The sequence below is a fragment of the Tropicimonas sp. IMCC6043 genome (assembly GCF_004146235.1).
Taxonomy (GTDB): Bacteria; Pseudomonadota; Alphaproteobacteria; order Rhodobacterales; family Rhodobacteraceae; genus Tropicimonas.
Genome location: NZ_SELO01000005.1, coordinates 43,183 through 58,733 on the forward strand (window position 1 = coordinate 43,183; position 15,551 = coordinate 58,733).

At 67.5% G+C, this 15,551-nt stretch carries 17 protein-coding genes; 10 read left to right on the forward strand and 7 right to left on the reverse strand.

The genetic code is table 11. The annotated features are described in order from the left end of the window. Positions 1–31: 31 nt before the first annotated feature. Complete coding sequence (locus tag EU800_RS07355) at positions 32–799, reverse strand: alpha/beta fold hydrolase (RefSeq protein ID WP_129630136.1); 768 nt, start codon at positions 797–799, stop codon at positions 32–34. Between the two features lie 72 nt (positions 800–871). Between EU800_RS07355 and EU800_RS07360 the strand changes: the two genes are divergently transcribed. Further along, positions 872–1,246, forward strand: coding sequence for a hypothetical protein (locus tag EU800_RS07360; RefSeq protein WP_129630138.1), 375 nt, complete (start codon positions 872–874; stop codon positions 1,244–1,246). Between the two features lie 140 nt (positions 1,247–1,386). Here the strand turns inward: EU800_RS07360 and EU800_RS07365 are convergent, their stop codons facing one another. Together EU800_RS07365 and lysA are read right to left on the reverse strand one after the other, a co-directional pair. Then, positions 1,387–3,948, reverse strand: coding sequence for a TIGR02302 family protein (locus tag EU800_RS07365; RefSeq protein ID WP_242500429.1), 2,562 nt, complete (start codon positions 3,946–3,948; stop codon positions 1,387–1,389). 49 nt (positions 3,949–3,997) lie between these two features. After that, positions 3,998–5,266, reverse strand: a complete 1,269-nt coding sequence (gene lysA, locus EU800_RS07370; RefSeq protein ID WP_129630140.1) for a diaminopimelate decarboxylase — start codon at positions 5,264–5,266, stop codon at positions 3,998–4,000. A gap of 227 nt (positions 5,267–5,493) precedes the next feature. On the opposite strand from lysA, the gene EU800_RS07375 reads away from it, so the two are divergent. Further along, positions 5,494–6,213: a lysophospholipid acyltransferase family protein gene (locus EU800_RS07375; protein ID WP_129630142.1), complete on the forward strand. Its 720-nt coding sequence runs from the start codon at positions 5,494–5,496 to the stop codon at positions 6,211–6,213. Positions 6,214–6,244: 31 nt separating this feature from the next. Here EU800_RS07375 and EU800_RS07380 read toward each other — a convergent pair whose 3' ends face one another. After that, on the reverse strand, positions 6,245–6,859 hold the full coding sequence (locus EU800_RS07380) for a hypothetical protein (protein ID WP_242500430.1): 615 nt from the start codon (positions 6,857–6,859) through the stop codon (positions 6,245–6,247). A 95-nt stretch (positions 6,860–6,954) separates the two neighbouring features. On the opposite strand from EU800_RS07380, the gene EU800_RS07385 reads away from it, so the two are divergent. Then, a complete protein-coding gene (locus EU800_RS07385) occupies positions 6,955–7,740 on the forward strand; it encodes an ankyrin repeat domain-containing protein (RefSeq protein ID WP_129630144.1) in 786 nt (261 codons plus the stop codon). A 50-nt stretch (positions 7,741–7,790) separates the two neighbouring features. Here the strand turns inward: EU800_RS07385 and EU800_RS07390 are convergent, their stop codons facing one another. Together EU800_RS07390 and argH are read right to left on the reverse strand one after the other, a co-directional pair. After that, complete coding sequence (locus EU800_RS07390; protein WP_129630146.1) at positions 7,791–7,982, reverse strand: argininosuccinate lyase; 192 nt, start codon at positions 7,980–7,982, stop codon at positions 7,791–7,793. An 11-nt stretch (positions 7,983–7,993) separates the two neighbouring features. Next, positions 7,994–9,394 (reverse strand): argininosuccinate lyase, encoded by a 1,401-nt coding sequence (gene argH / locus EU800_RS07395; protein ID WP_129630148.1) that lies wholly within the window; start codon positions 9,392–9,394, stop codon positions 7,994–7,996. A 26-nt stretch (positions 9,395–9,420) separates the two neighbouring features. Here argH and EU800_RS07400 point away from each other — a divergent pair, with 26 nt between their 5' ends. Next, positions 9,421–9,987 carry a TlpA disulfide reductase family protein gene (locus EU800_RS07400; RefSeq protein WP_129630150.1) on the forward strand — a complete coding sequence of 189 codons (567 nt, stop codon included), beginning with the start codon at positions 9,421–9,423 and terminating at the stop codon, positions 9,985–9,987. A gap of 160 nt (positions 9,988–10,147) precedes the next feature. After that, positions 10,148–10,639, forward strand: a complete 492-nt coding sequence (locus EU800_RS07405; RefSeq protein WP_129630152.1) for a hypothetical protein — start codon at positions 10,148–10,150, stop codon at positions 10,637–10,639. Here EU800_RS07405 and EU800_RS07410 read toward each other — a convergent pair. Further along, positions 10,602–11,549, reverse strand: coding sequence for an L-threonylcarbamoyladenylate synthase (locus tag EU800_RS07410; RefSeq protein ID WP_129630154.1), 948 nt, complete (start codon positions 11,547–11,549; stop codon positions 10,602–10,604). The genes EU800_RS07405 and EU800_RS07410 overlap by 38 nt on opposite strands. Before the next feature lie 127 nt (positions 11,550–11,676). Between EU800_RS07410 and EU800_RS07415 the strand changes: the two genes are divergently transcribed. The 5 genes from EU800_RS07415 (at position 11,677) to EU800_RS07430 (ending at position 15,521) form a co-directional block, all read left to right on the forward strand. Beyond that, positions 11,677–13,386 (forward strand): acyl-CoA dehydrogenase, encoded by a 1,710-nt coding sequence (locus EU800_RS07415; RefSeq protein WP_129630156.1) that lies wholly within the window; start codon positions 11,677–11,679, stop codon positions 13,384–13,386. Between the two features lies 1 nt (position 13,387). Further along, positions 13,388–14,428, forward strand: a complete 1,041-nt coding sequence (locus tag EU800_RS07420; RefSeq protein WP_129630158.1) for an MBL fold metallo-hydrolase — start codon at positions 13,388–13,390, stop codon at positions 14,426–14,428. Positions 14,429–14,444: 16 nt separating this feature from the next. After that, positions 14,445–14,879 (forward strand): DUF6173 family protein, encoded by a 435-nt coding sequence (locus tag EU800_RS07425; protein WP_242500431.1) that lies wholly within the window; start codon positions 14,445–14,447, stop codon positions 14,877–14,879. Positions 14,880–15,052: 173 nt separating this feature from the next. Continuing rightward, positions 15,053–15,226, forward strand: coding sequence for a hypothetical protein (locus EU800_RS26745; protein ID WP_165354587.1), 174 nt, complete (start codon positions 15,053–15,055; stop codon positions 15,224–15,226). A 154-nt stretch (positions 15,227–15,380) separates the two neighbouring features. Further along, positions 15,381–15,521: an aa3-type cytochrome c oxidase subunit IV gene (locus tag EU800_RS07430; protein ID WP_129630160.1), complete on the forward strand. Its 141-nt coding sequence runs from the start codon at positions 15,381–15,383 to the stop codon at positions 15,519–15,521. Positions 15,522–15,551 lie beyond the last annotated feature (30 nt).

The following is a 15,551-nucleotide window of genomic DNA, read 5'->3' on the forward strand; positions in this document are numbered from 1 at the left end:
ACAATCGGAGCGCGGGAGTCCTTAACCGAAATCAATTCTTCGTATCGAGCCAGACCGCGACAGTGGACTCGAACTCCCGCGGCCGGTCGGCGTGGAGCCAGTGGCCGGCGTCCGGGATCTTCACAAAGCGGGCCGCCGGGAACAGCGCCTTGATCGCCGGCCGATGCTCGGTCCGGACATAGTCGGAGGCGCCGCCGGAGAGAAACAGGGTGCGGCCCTCGTATCGGCCGTCGATCTCGGGCCAGCCGAGGATCTTGTCCATCTCCTCGGCCAGCACGTCGAGATTGAGCCGCCAGCGCGGCGGTTCGGCTTTTAGGTCAAGCGATTGCAGAAGGAAGGCGCGAGTGGCACTGTCGGGCACCCGCTGGCGCAGGGCCGCGTCGGCCTCGCTGCGCCGGCGAAGACCTTCGATCTCGAGTTCCTGCATTGCCTCGACAAGATGCAACTGCGTGTGCTCGTAGGCGACCGGCGCGATGTCGGCGACGACGAGCTGGCGCACAAGCTCCGGCCGGGTCAGCGCCAGCACCATGGCCGACTTGCCGCCCATGGAGTGGCCGAGCAGGTCGGCCTGCCCGTCGTTCGCCTCGATGACCCGCGCCAGATCCGCCGCCATGTCCTCGTAACCATGCGCCTCGGCGCGGAACGATTCGCCGTGGTTGCGCATGTCGACCGCCAGCACCGGCCGGTCGACAGAGAGTCGCTTCGCCAGCACGCCCCAGTTGCGCGCGGAGCCGAAGAGGCCGTGGACGATGAGGAGCGGAATGCCGGAGTCGGGGCCGTGGCGGAGGGTATGGAGCATGGCGGGTCCTGCGGTTGGGTGTGGCGTTGATTCCCTGTTTCGGGCGAAGGATCAACCGGCTAGAAGGACGCCATGACGCAGAGCGACCTGCCCGAGACCAACGCCGAACTGGCCCTTCTGTGGCGCCAGCAGCTCGGCGTGCGCGGACGCGACACGCTGGCGGCCAAGCTGAAGCGCGCGCCGGGCACCTTGCCCCGCAGACTTAAGCCCGAGGTGCGGTATCTGATCGAGATGGAGCGGCTCTGGCAGAATCCGAAGCTGCGCCGGCAGATTGATCCCGCGAAGGTCGTGAAGGCGCAGACGGCGCTTCGCCGCTTCCTCGAAGCGGTCGACCCGCGCGACCGCCTGATCGGACGGTTCATCGGAATCCTTGCACCGCTGATGCTCAACATCCTCCTGATCTTCGCCGTCTTCGTGACCTGGATGGTGATGACCGGGCGGCTTTAGGCGGCAGGAACACGAACTTTCGGGAGCATTGGGGGCGACCGGACGATCGCAGCGCCCGAGCACCCTACGGGCAGAGTGCGGCGCGGCCTCGCCAACGCCCTTTAGGACGTGGGCAAGGGCCATCTGCATGCTGCGATGTGTCAGAACCGATCCAGCAAACGCCGCAGGTAGTCCAACTCGAGCTCCGGCCGCTCGCGTTCTCCCGACCGACGGCGGATCTCGTCGAGCAGGTCGCGCGCCCGACGGTAGATATCCTCGCCCTGCAACATGTTGTCGTCGCTTCCAAAATTTCCGGTCGTTCCCGCCTGCCGCCCGAGCGGATCGCGCTGGCCGGGGGCGTCGGCGCGGCCGTTCTGCTGGCCTTGTCCGTTCTGCTGCTGTTGCTGCGCCATCGCTTCGCCGAGATCGCGCATGCCCTCGCGCATCGCTTCCATGGCGCGGGCCTGGCTGTCGAGCGCGCCGGCGAGGTCACCGTTGTCCAGGGAGTCTTCGGCCCGCCCCATCTCCTCGCTGCCGCGCCGCAGCGCTTCCCGGGCGGCGTCGCCCGGCTCGGTCCCCGCGCCAGGAAGGTTCTGGCGAAGCGAGTCCAGGCGTCGTTGCAGCGCGCCCTGCCGCTCGGCCAGAGACCGCGGATCCGGCGCGCCGCCTTCGCCGCCCTGGCCGGGCTGTTGCCCCTGTCCCTGCTGCCCTTGTTGGCCTGGTTGACCCTGTTGGCCCTGCTGCCCTTGCTGACCCTGTTGCCCTTGCTGACCCTGCTGTTGACCGAACTGGTTCTGCAACTCGTCGAAGGATTCGTCCGACAGCCCCTGCTGGTCGCGCAGCGTCTCGGCGAGGTCTTCCATCGCCTGCTGACCCGGACTCTGGCCCTGCCCCGGCTGGCCCTGCGTGACCTGCATGTTCTCCATCATCTGACGGAGCTGTTCGAGGAGTTGCATTGCCTCGGCCGTCCGCCCTTCCTCCATCAACTGCTGGAGACGGTCCAGGAGCTGCTGGAGCTGGTCGCCGGTGATCGTCTGCGCGTTCTCGGAAAGCTGCTGCTGCTGGCTCGGGTCCTGCTGCTCGGCGAGTTGACGCATGTAATCCTGCATCGCCTGCCGCAGTTCCTCCATCAGCTGCGCGATCTCCTCGTCCGTCGCGCCGTTGCGGATCGCCTCGGCGAGGCGGTCCTGCGCCCGGCGCAGACGCTCCGCGGCATCGGAGAGATCTCCCTCCTCGATCTTCACCGCGATGGTCCAGAGCGCCTCAGCCACCTCTTCCTGCACCTCCGTTGGCAGCCCGCCGGGCGCTGCCACGCCCGCCTCGAGCCGCCGAAGCGCCACCCGGAGCGGCAGGTAGGCCGCGCCGTCGCGGATGATCTCGTCAGGCCGGTTGGTCACGGCGCGGATGATCTGCGCCACGCGGGCGCCATTCACGCGCGCCCAAAGCAGATCGCGGCGCTGCTCGATCAGCGCCGCCGCCAGCGGATCGAAGAACCGCCGCCCCGGCAGCGCGATCTCCAGCGGCACCGAGCTGCCCTCCTGCCCGGCAGCGTCCGCGACCGTCAGCGTGAGCGTGACGGGCAGGCCGACCCAGGGATGCTTGGAGAAATCCTCCACCAGCGTCTCGACGAAATCAGCGCGGTCGCCGCTGATCGTCATCGGCAGGTCGATCTCGATCGGATCGCGCGCGTCGGGTTCCACCTCGAGCCCGTAGCGCCGTTGCACCGCCTCGAGATCGAGCGCGATCAGCCCGCGCCCGGCAACCACGCCGTAATCGTCTTCGGCGTGGAACGCCTGCTGCATTCGGCCGCTCGCCTCGCGCTCGAGCGTGCCCTCGAACCGCACCCTTGGCGGCGCGTCATCGGCGATGGTAACCGCCCACTCCCGCCCGCCGGGCCCGTGGATGACGAGCCGCCCGTCCTGCGTAATGTCGAAGCTCTGAGCCGCTGCGGTCGCCGGCTCGATGCCCTCGCCGGTGCGCCCGGACACGGTCTCGTCGACCGTGAGCGCTCCGACCTCGCCATAGAGCCGGATCGAGACCTGGCTGCCGCGCGGCGCCACGAGCGGGCCGGCGGCAATATCGTTGAGATAGAGGCTCGGCTTGCCGGTATAGGCGGGCGGTTCGATCCATCCCTCCCAGGAAGGACCCGCGGCCAGTGTCTCGCCGCTGCCGGGACTCACCGCCTCGGTGATGGTCGAGACGCGCCAGACGGAGCCAAAGAGCAGCGCCATCGCCAGCGCCGTCACTGCCACGTATCGCAACGCGTAGGGATCGCGGCGCGCCAGTCGCAGATCCGGCGGCACCCGCCGTGCCGCGGCCGCCCGCGCCGCCATACGCTCCAGATGCGCCGCCCAGACCGCCTCCGAGGCCGCGTCTCCGGCGCCGATCGCCTGATCGTCGCCGAGCGCCTGAAGGGGGCGACCCGGCAGCGTCGCGTCAAGTCGCTCCAACGCCTCCGCGCGGCTCGGCCAGCGGAACCAGCGCAGTCCGACGAAGAGGAACCAGAGGAACGCAGCGCCGGTGACCAGCGCACCGGCCCAGACGACTTCCAGCGGCGCCGAATCGTGCAATCCGAGCATGAGGACCGCGAGCACGGCAAAAAAGACCGACCAGGCACGCCAGAAGCAGTAGGTGAATCGCTCCGCCGCCATCCCCAAACGGGTCAGGCGCAACGGTCGCGCAAGCTGCCGCATTGCGGTGTCTCGGGCCGTTTGGTCGGTCATCCCGCTCCTTTCGGCGGCCCGCACGCCCCGCGAACCCAGGGGGGCTCCGTTACAGGAGCCACTCGGGAATGTTATCGCGCGCGATGATTTCGTCAAAGGTCGGACGCGGCCGGATGACGGCGAAGTGATCCCCTTTCACCAGAACCTCCGGAATCAGCGGCCTGGTGTTGTATTCCGAGGACATCACCGCGCCGTAGGCTCCCGCCGAGCGGAAGGCGACAAGGTCGCCCGGCGCCAGCGGCGGCATCGCACGCTGCCGGGCGAAGGTGTCGCCGGTCTCGCAAACCGGGCCGACGATGTCGAAATGCGCCGGCTCGACGCCCGGCTCGGGCTCCACCACCGGGACGATGTCGTGATGCGCATCATACATCGAGGGCCGCACGAGGTCGTTCATCGCTCCGTCGAGGATCAGGAAATCCCGCCCCTCGCCACGCTTCACGTAGATCACCGCGCTCACCATGATCCCGGCATTGCCCGAGATCAGTCGCCCAGGCTCGATCTCCACCTCGCAGCCGAGATGGCCGACCGTCCGCTTGATGAGGTCGCCATAGTCGCTTGGAAGCGGCGGTGCCTCGTTCGACCGCGTGTAGGGAATGCCCAAGCCGCCGCCGAGATCCAGCCGCCGGATCTCGTGTCCGTCCGCGCGCAGCGCCTCCGTCAGGTCGGCCACCTTGCGATAGGCCAGTTCGAAGGGCTCGAGCTCAGTCAGTTGCGAGCCGATATGAACGTCGATCCCCACGACCTCGAGCCCCGGCAGCGCGGCCGCCTGCGCATAGACCGCGCGGGCCCGGGAAATCGGGATACCGAACTTGTTCTCCGACTTTCCTGTGGCGATCTTGGCATGGGTCCGCGCGTCGACATCCGGGTTGATCCGGATCGCGACCGGCGCCCGGAGACCCATCGACACCGCCACCGCGTTCAGCACCTCCATCTCGGGCTCGCTCTCGACGTTGAACTGCCGGATACCGCCTGCCAGCGCCGCCCGCATCTCACTCACCGTCTTACCCACGCCCGAGAAGACGATCCGCTCGCCCGGCACGCCCACCGCGACCGCCCGTGCATATTCGCCGCCGGAGACAACGTCCATCCCCGCGCCCTTCGCCGCCAACGTCTTCAGGATCGCCTGGTTTGAATTCGACTTCATCGCGAAGCAGACGAGATGCGGCAGCGGCGCCAGCGCCTCGTCGAAGAGCCGGAAATGCCGCTCCAGCGTCGCGGTGGAATAGCAGTAGAACGGCGTTCCGACGGCGGCCGCGATTTCGGAAACCGGTACGTCCTCGGCAAAGAGCACGCCGTCGCGGTAGAGAAAATGATCCATCGGGCGCTCCCGTCCTGGCTGCTCCAAGCCCCGCTCTTACCACAGCGGCGGCGCGGGGCAATCCACACGCGGGCCAGACCGCGGACACACCTGCGCCGGCCATCGGTGCCCTTCCCCGACGCGGACCGGGTCACATTTCGGGGACACGCCCCCGGACCCGGACATTGGCGCTTGCCGCCGCCCCCACCCGCTGCAAGAACCGCCCGAACAGGAGGGAGAGCCGGCCCATGGCCTCGATGGAAAAACGCATCCGCAAGCGGCTCGAGGCCGCCGCAGCCAGCGACGCGGTCTCCGGCCCGGTCGCCCGTCTCGTCGCCGGCCATATCGACCGGCTCCACCGCAGGACGGACTGGGAGTATGACGGCCGCGAGGCTGTGATCGATGCCGTCTCCGGCGGAAAGCCGATCATCTTCGCCCTCTGGCACGGGCGCCTGGCGATGTCCGCCCGCGGCTGGGACCCGGCCTGGAGCCCCTTCTGCGTCGTCACATCGGCGCAGATCCCGGGCCGGCTGGTGGGCCGCGTCATGCGCCGCTTCGACCTCGACACGATGCCGATGAAGATCAAGCGCAGCAACACGGCGTCCGTGTTGCAGGTGGCGCGCATGGTTCGCGGCGGCACCACGATCGGCTTTGCCATCGACGGCCCCGAGGGGCCCAAGCGCGTCGCCAAGCCGATCCCGATCGACTGGGCCCGCCTCACCGGCGCGCCGATCTGGCTCTACACCAACTCCGTCGAGCGCTACCGCACCCTTCCGAGCTGGGACGACATGCTGCTGCCCCGACCCGGCGGGCGCGGAGTGATGATGTATCGCAAATGGGACGCGGAGGTCCCCAAGAAGCTCGACCCGCAGGCGCGGGAGGCGCTGCGGCTCAAGCTCCAGCAGGATCTCGATGCGCTGACTCTCGAGGCCGACCAACGGATGGGGCATGACGGGCTGATCGCCTGACACCTCCTCCGCCGCACACTTTAGGGGCCGTTCAGTTGCCCGCGCGGCGCATCATCATCTCGTGCACCGCCTGCATGCCGCGGTCGGCCATGGCCGACACTTCGGCCGCATGGACCTGCAGCGCCTCGACAAGCTCCGGGTCCTCGGAGGTCTGGACGACGACGATGCCGTCATCGGTGACGGAAATGTCGGACTCGATCCGGTCGCCGCGGGCGAAGAAGATGTCGAGCGTCGGGCTCTGGATTAAGATCTGCGGGTCGTCGCCCTCCTCGACCCGCCCGATCATCCCGGCGACATGGCTGACCAGTACATCCATCACCGCGGGATCTGAGGAGCGCGTCACCGTGCGGATGCCATCCGGCAGGTTGGTGACCACGCGGCTGATCGTCGGGAAGTTCCGAAACATGACGGCCAGTTCGGCGCTCTCCTCCGGCGTCGCGTTGAGACCCCGGAGCCCCGGCATGGTGACCTCGTCATGCCCGGCGCCAAATGCGCCATGCCCATGCATCCCCGGCCCCATGGCGGGCCCCATTCCCTGCGCCTGCGCTCCGGCCGCGGCGAGCAGGACAGGCAGCGTGACCGCCGCCAGGAATGTCGTCACCTTGATCGCCCGGCGCCGGGTCGGGTCGTTCGGAATATCCCTCATCTGGTCGGTTCCCTTTGTTCTGTTGCCTCGGAGGTCGCACGAGATCGTGTTAGGCTCGAGAGGCTGCCCCAAACCATTGACAGGAGACAATCACGATGTCGCTCATTTTTCCGTTCCGACAGTATCTGTTTCTCCTACCGTTCGCCCTTGCCTCTACCGGCGATGCGGCGCAGGCCGACGCGCTGCACGCCGCCGTGCGGACCGGAGACATCGCCTCGGTCGACGCGGCGCTGCGCGATACGGAGAACGTTGACCAGACCGACTTCCGCATCGGATCGCCGCTCCATGTCGCGGTGGTCGAGCAACGTCCCGCCATTGTACTCCGTCTCCTCGAGAGCGGCGCCATGATCAATGGGGCCAGCGAAATCGATGGAAAGACGGCGCTCCACATCGCGGCCGAACTCGGCGATCACGACATGGTCATGCTGCTCTTGGCCAATGGCGCGGATCTGCGGGCCCGAAGCCAGAGCGGACAAACAGCGAGCCATCTTGCGACGAGGGCTGGCCATGCCGCTGTGGTCGCGGCCCTTCTCGACGCCGGCGCAGTGGTCGACAGCCGCGAGCCCGCCAAAAACATGACGCCGCTCTTGATCGCAAGCCTGCAAGGCGATGTCGATCTCGTGAAGCTTCTGGTGGAAGCCGGCGCCGATATCGAGGCGGTCAGCGCCAACGGCCGCACGCCCTTCTTCTATTCGACCACGACGGAATCCTTTCGAAATGTCGGTAGCGACGAACTCATCCGGTTTTTCGTCGACAGGGGTGTCGAGACCTCTCCACGGGATCTGTCGGGCCTCACGCCTCTCGACTGGGCTAAGAGTCGAAACGTCACAGCCTACAAAGAAATCGTCGAGATCCTGAGCGATCTGGGCGTTCAGGACTGACCGCAAGACATGGGGCCGGGAACCGCCTCGCCACCGACGCATCGGCGGGCTCAGTTTGTGATCCGGCTCACCGTGCGCGTGCCGCCCGACCCACCGGCCACGCCGATCTGTGCCTTGCCCGAGATCGTGATCCCAGCACGCGGCTGCTCCCGCGTGTCGGGCGGAATCGGCGGCCCGTCGGCGCCGCAGCCCGCGAGCCCCGCCGCCAGAACCAGCCCGAAAAGTGCCGCCTTGCGTCGCATCGCGCCCCTCCTCATCCAAGCCGCTTTTTCCAGGCCGCCACCTGCTCGCGCACCCGAACCGGCGCGGTGCCGCCATAGGACGTCCGGCTTGCCACCGAGTTTGCCACGCCGAGCACCTCGAAGACAGAGGAGTCGATCTTCGCATGAACCGACTGCATCTGTTCCAGCGTCAGATCCGGCAGGTCGCAGCCCGCCGCCTCGGCCATCGCCACCAGCGCGCCGGTGACATGGTGCGCCTCGCGGAACGGCAAGCCGAGCGCGCGAACGAGCCAGTCGGCGAGGTCGGTTGCTGTCGAGAAGCCGCTCGCCGCCGCGGCTTCCAGCGCCGGCCGGTTGGCGCTCATGTCCGCGACCATACCGGTCATCGCCGCCAGTGCCAGCATCAGGCTGTCGGCGGCGTCGAAGACCTGTTCCTTGTCCTCCTGCATGTCCTTTGAATAGGCCAGCGGCAGCCCCTTCATCACCACCATCAACGAGACATTGGCGCCGAAGATCCGGCCGATCTTGGCCCGGATCAGCTCCGCCGCGTCGGGGTTCTTCTTCTGCGGCATGATCGAGGAGCCGGTGGAGAATGCGTCCGACAGGGTGACGAAACGGAACTGCGCGGAGGACCAGATCACCAGTTCCTCGGCAAGCCGGCTCAGATGCATCGCGCAGATGCTCGCCGCGGAGAGGAATTCCAGCGCGAAATCCCGGTCGCTCACCGCGTCGAGCGAATTCGCCGCCGGCCGGTCGAAGCCGAGCGCGGCGGCCGTCATGTGCCGGTCGATAGGAAAGGAGGTGCCGGCCAGCGCCGCGGCGCCGAGCGGACTCTCGTTCATCCGGGCGCGGGCATCGCGAAGGCGGCCCGCGTCACGGCCCAGCATCTCCACATAGGCCAGCATGTGATGGCCCCAGGTCACCGGCTGGGCGACCTGAAGATGCGTGAAGCCCGGCATGACCCAGTCGGCACCGGCCTCGGCCTGTGCCAGCAGTGCCCGTTGCAGTGCCTCCACCCCTGCAATCGCCGCGTCATACTGGTCCCGCACCCAGAGCTTGAAATCGGTCGCGACCTGGTCGTTGCGCGAGCGGCCCGTGTGCAGCCGGCCGGCGGGCTCGCCGATAAGCGTCTTCAGCCGCGCCTCGACATTCATGTGAATGTCCTCCAGCGCAGTGGAAAACTCGAACGCACCGCCTTCGATCTCTGACAAGATTGTGAGCAGCCCTTCCCGCATCGCCTCTGCGTCGCTATCGCTAATGATGCCTGTCGCGGCCAGCATCGCGGCGTGAGCGCGGGAGCCTTCGACATCCTGTCGGGCAAGGCGGCGGTCGAAACCGATCGAGGCGTTGATCGCCTCCATGATCGCATCGACCCCGCTGGAAAAGCGCCCGCCCCACATCTGGTTGGCGGCCTCGGCTCTGGCATCACTCATGGTCTCGGACCCCGGAAGGATTGGAAATGAAGCATCTCGTGGCCGCGACGGTCTATACCTGCCTCGCGCTCTTGGCAAATACGGCGCCCGGGCTCGCCGCGGATATCGAGGCAATCGCGGCGCTGCGCGAAGGCGACATGAAAAAGCTCGTTCTGCACGATGCACCAAAGTCGGTCGAAGCGGTCGACGTCGTCGACATGTCCGATGCCCCCGTGAGCCTCGCCCACCATCGCGGCAAGTGGCTGGTGGTCAATTTCTGGGCCACGTGGTGCGCGCCCTGCCGCAAGGAGATGCCAACGCTCGCGAACCTGCAATCCGAGATGGCAGGCAAACCGGTCGAGGTGATCACCGTCGCCGTTGGTCGCAATCCCCCGGCCGCGATCACGCGGTTCATGGAGGAGATCGGCGCCACCGATCTGGTGCAGTATCGCGACCCGCGCCAAGCGCTCGCCCGCTCCTTCGCAGTGCTGGGCCTGCCGGTAACAGTGATCCTCGACCCGGAGGGCGCCGAGGTGGGCCGCCTGATTGGCGATGCCGAATGGGACAGCGACTCGGCCCGGCAGATCCTAGAGGCACTCTCAACCGGAAGCTGAAAGTTCCAACGCCCGGACCGCCCGGCGCCGCGCCAGGCGGACCTATCTGGCGACGCGGATCGCGTCTGAGAGAATAGCACCTATTCGGCAACGGCGTTTCACTAACCTCGACGCGCATGATAAAATCATAAGGCGAACGTGCCAGCTCGAGAGACGGCGATTGCCTTACAGATACCTCATATTTGCGGACATCGATCTGCTCTACGTCGAATATTGGGGTGACGTGACTCGGCAGGATCAGCAGGACCTTCTGTCCAGCGTGATTGCCGATCCGCGACACCGCTTTGACATGGCGAAACTGGTTCACGTGCATGATGTGACCTCGACGGATATCGGCTTTCAGGACCAGCACGAGTTGCACAAGCGCCTGCGGACGAGCTACGAAGGGCTCGCCGGACGGGTAAAATGGGTCCATCTTGCATATGGTGACCTCGCCTTTGGCATGGCGCGGATGATGCAGTCGCTCATGTCCGATATCGAAGCTCTCGAGATCGAGAACTTCCGCAGCGCGCGCGAGGCGCTGGACTGCCTGGGGCTTGCGGATACGGACGTCGGAGAGCGGCTCGGCCTCGCGCTCGAGCCGGACGCGTCCGACGTCGCGGATGGACAGCCGCTCAGCGCGGATGCGCAGCGCGACTCAGCCGGTCGTTGATCGCCCGCCCCAGCCCGTGCTCCGGGATCGGCGATACGGCAATCGGACGGCCCAACACATCCGCCTGGCGCAGCATCTCGAAGAGATTGGCTGCCGCTTCCACCAGATCGCCCGAGGGCGAGAGGTTGAACGCGGCGTCGCTGGCCTGTGGCCCGAAGCCGATCAGGATCTCCCCCGCCTCGGCCGTCTCCGCCCCAACCCGCAACGCCGCATCCGGCGCGTAGTGCGAGGCGAGCTGGCCCGGCGCGTTGGGCGTTCCGCCCGGCGGCGCATGGGCAAGGCTGCGGCCGAGAGCGGCCTCGATCGCCTCGATCGGAAGCCCGCCGGGGCGCAGCAGTCGCGGATGGTCGTAGCAGCCGACGATCGTCGATTCGACGCCGACCTCGGCCGCGCCGCCATCGAGAACCGCAGCGATGCGCCCCGCCAACCCATCCAGCACATGCTCGGCGCGGGTCGGGCTGATCTTGCCTGAGGGATTGGCCGAGGGCGCGGCGACCGGCCCTGCGAAGCGACGCAGGAGCGTCTGCGCCACGTCACCGCGCGGCACCCTGAGGCCGACGGTCCCCAGCCCGGCGGTGACAAGATCGGAGAGGCCAGCCTCGGCACGGATCGGCACCACGAGGGTCAGCGGGCCCGGCCAGAAGGCATTGGCGAGCGCCAGCGCGTCGTGGTCGAAGTGCCCGTATCGCTCCGCTGTCGCGAGATCTGCCACATGGACGATGAGCGGATTGAACCGCGGCCGTCCCTTGGCCTCGAAGATCCGCGCCACCGCCGCACCTTGCCGCGCATCCGCGCCGAGGCCGTAGACCGTCTCGGTCGGGAAGGCTACGAGCTGGCCAGCCGCCAGAAGCTCCGAGGCGCGGTCGATGCCGGCCGGATCGGCGGCGAGGCAATCGGTGTTCCGGTCCATGCGAGTTCCGTGACGCTGCGTCCAACTTTGTTCCGCGTTCCGGCACTGGCTAGGGTGAAACGCGATTCAGGGGGTGATACGCCCCGCGCCGGCCCAAGCCAAGGCCAAGACGTCGAGGGAGATTTCAGTGTCCTACCGTGCGCCGCTCACCGATTTCCGGTTCCTGCTTGAGAAGGTCGTGGGGTTCGACCGGCTGCGCGAGACAGCGGCCTTTGACGAGATCGGACCCGACATGGTCGAGGCGATCCTCGCGGAGGCCGGAAAGCTCTGCGAAGAGGCACTTGCGCCGGTCAACAGGGCCGGCGACCTCCACCCGTCGGTGCTGGAGAACGGACGGGTGCGGTCCTCGCCGGGCTATGCGGAGGCCTATCACGCGCTGGCCGAGGGCGGCTGGGTCTGCGTCTCGGCGCCCGAGGCCCATGGCGGGATGGGCCTGCCGGTCGCGTTGCAGACCGCGATCAACGACATGATGTCCTCGGCCTGCCTCTCCTTGCAACTCCATCCGCTGCTGACACAGGGTCAGATCGAGGCGCTGAGCGCCCATGCCAGCGCCGAGATCCAGGCGCTCTACCTGCCGAAGCTCATCTCCGGCGAATGGTCCGGGACGATGAACCTCACCGAACCGGGCGCGGGCTCGGATGTCGGCGCACTGGTGACGCGGGCCGAGCCGAACGGCGACGGCACCTATTCCGTCACCGGGCAGAAGATCTTCATCACCTGGGGCGATTGCGACTTTGTCGAGAATGTCTGCCATCTCGTGCTGGCCCGGCTGCCAGGCGCCGCAGCGGGCACCAAGGGCATCTCGCTCTTCCTGGTGCCGCGCAACCTGCCCGATGCGGAGGGCCGGCCGGGGGCGGCCAATGCGGTGAAGGTCCTGTCCGTCGAGCACAAGCTGGGCATCCACGGATCCCCGACCTGCGTGATGGAGTTCGACGGCGCGACGGGCTGGCTCGTCGGCGCGGAGAATGGCGGCATGGCGGCGATGTTCACGATGATGAACAACGCCCGGCTCGGTGTCGCGACCCAGGGGATCGGGCTCGCAGAGGCGGCGACGCAGCAGGCCATCGCCTATGCGACGCAGCGCAAGCAGGGCCGCGTCGGTGGCACCGGCACGATCATCGAGCATCCGGACGTGCGCCGGATGGTGACGCGGATGAAGGCAGAGACCTTTGCAGCGCGCGCCGTCGCGCTTGCCAATGCGGTGGCGATCGACCTCGCCCGGGCAACCGGCGAGGGCGAGTGGGAGGCGCGCGCCGCCCTGCTGACGCCGATCTCCAAGGCGCACGGCACCGATATCGGACATGAGGTGGCGCAGCTCGGTCTCCAGGTCCATGGCGGCATGGGCTATATCGAGGAGACCGGCGCGGCGCAGCTTGCTCGCGACGTGCGCATCACCCAGATCTACGAAGGCACCAACGGCATCCAGGCGATGGATCTGGTGGCCCGCAAGATGGCCGATGGCGGCGCGGCGGCGCAGGCGCTGTTGGACGAAGTCGAGACCGTCGCCGAGTCAGCCCGGAAACGGTTGCCGGATCTCGCCCAGCCCGTTTTCGAGGCCGCCGAGAACCTCCGCGAGGCGACCGAGTGGCTCGTCGCTCAGGAAATGCAGGACCGGTTCGCCGGCTGCACCGCCTATCTGCGCGCCTTCGCCCGCGTGCTCGGTGCGCATTATCACCTCATGGCGGCGATGGAAGAGGGTGGCGACGGCCCGCGCAGCGCGCTCGCCGGCGTCTTCATCCGGCGCATCCTGCCCGAACACGCGGCGCTGATCGCCGAACTGCGCGAGGGCGCGGCGGGTCTCTACGCGCTCTCGGTCGACGCGCTGGAGGCGGTCTGAGATGCGAGACGCCGCCGGGCCGATCCGTTACCCGCATGAGACACCACCCGCCGAGGGCACCGCGCTCGAGATCGCCGAGGGCGTGCTCTGGCTTCGGCTGCCGCTGCCGATGGCGCTCGATCACGTCAACATCTATGCCCTCGATGAGGGCGACGGCTGGACGGTGATCGATACCGGCCTGTCGAGCCGCAAGACCCGCGCGATCTGGGAAGCCCTTCTGTCCGGGCCGCTTGGCGGCAAGCCGGTCATCCGGGTGATTGTCACACACCATCACCCAGACCATGTCGGGCTCGCCGGCTGGTTCCGTTCCGAGCACGGCGCCGAGCTTGCCACCACCCGCACCGCCTGGCTCTACGCGCGGATGCTCACGCTCGACGAGCAGCACCTCCCGCCGCCGGAGACCCTGGCGTTCTGGCGCGCGGCCGGGATGGACCCGGAGACCTATGCCGAACGCGCCGCCGAGCGGCCTTTCAACTTCGCCGACGTCGTCTGGCCGATGCCACTCGGATTCACCCGGCTGGCCGAGGGCGAGGTGATCCGCATGGCCGGGCGCGACTGGGACATCCGCATTGGCGACGGCCACGCCGCCGAACACGCGACCTTCTGGAGCCGTGATGACGCCCTCGTGCTCGGCGGCGACCAACTGCTACCCTCGATCTCGCCCAATCTCGGCGTCTACCCGACCGAGCCCGAGGCGGACCCGGTCGGCGCCTGGATCGAGTCCTGCACCCGCCTCTCTGCCTTCGCCCGCGAGGACCAACTCGTCCTGCCCGGCCACAAGCTGCCATTCACCGGCCTGCCGGCGCGCATGGAACAGCTGATCGAGAACCACCATTCCGCTCTCGAGCGCCTGTTGAGCTACCTTGGCGAGCCCCGCACCGCGCAGGACTGCTTCGCACCGCTCTTCCGGCGCGAGATCGGCGCCGGCGAATACGGGCTTGCCCTTGCGGAATCCGTCGGACACCTCAATCATCTCCTGCAAACCCGCCAGGCAACACGGGCGCGACGCGCCGACGGGGCCTGGCTCTGGCGCCGCGCCTGAGCGGTGGGGAGACGCGATGACCGAGACAAAGGCACCCTGTGCCCGCGCAATCCATGCCGACCCCAAGACCCGCAGCGTCGAGATCGAGCCGCTGCCCGAGCGGGTGCTGGAATCGCCGGAGCGCAAGAGCCCGGCGAAATGGGCCTATGAGCGGCTAATCCTCTACATCAAGAATTTCGAGGAACAACTCGACGGCGAGCACGAGATCGCAATGGGTTTCACCGGCGCCACCGCCGGCGTACTGCGAATCGAGGGGATCGGCTATTTCGACCCCGATATCGTGACCTTCTATGGCATGGACGCGGACGGCACGCGCACCCAGCTCATCCAGCATGTAAGCCAACTCAACGTGATTCTGCGGGCGCTGCCCAAGGAACCGCAGGCGACCGCCGCGCGCCGCATCGGATTCCGCCTGGCGCAGGAGCTTGCCGAAGGCGAGGATCGGGGCTGACGCGCGGCGGGCCGGTGGGAACCGGACCGCCAGTTGATCCGAATCATGTGGACAGACCGGCAAAGCGTGGCACCATTTCATCGGTCCGGGCCGACGCGGCAACCGGCGGCCGGGACAGGAAACCAACAGGAGGAGAGCCATCCCGATTCGGGAGGCGTGGAGGCTGAACATCCATGACCGACACATCGAAGACCCCGGACGCCGCAAAAAAGGAGCCCGCGCCCCAGGCGAAGCCGACCGACCACGAGAAGGTCCCCGCAGCGGCGGAGAACATGGAACATACCCTGCGGCGGCTCACGGCGGAGAAGGAAAAACGCCGGCAGAAGAACCCCGGCCTCTATCTCTAGCGGCACCGCGCGCCGGTCCCGGCCGGCTCTCCGCGGCGATGGAATTCACATGTCGCCGCGGATCCTTTTCTTTCCGTCCGCCCGGTCTTAACAGGACCTAAAAACTCGGGTAGTCAGGTCGGGCGACAGGACAGACTGATGAGGAGACACGCCAATGTCCGAGAAGAAATCGAGCGCCGGGAGCATGGACATTGCCGTGCATGAGAAGACCTTCGAGGGCTTCGTTCGCTTTGTTGCCAAGACGATCGTGGCATGCATCCTGGTGTTGATCTTGCTCGCCATCGTCAACGGCTGATCCGACCGCAATCCGTGACAAAGCTGCCCG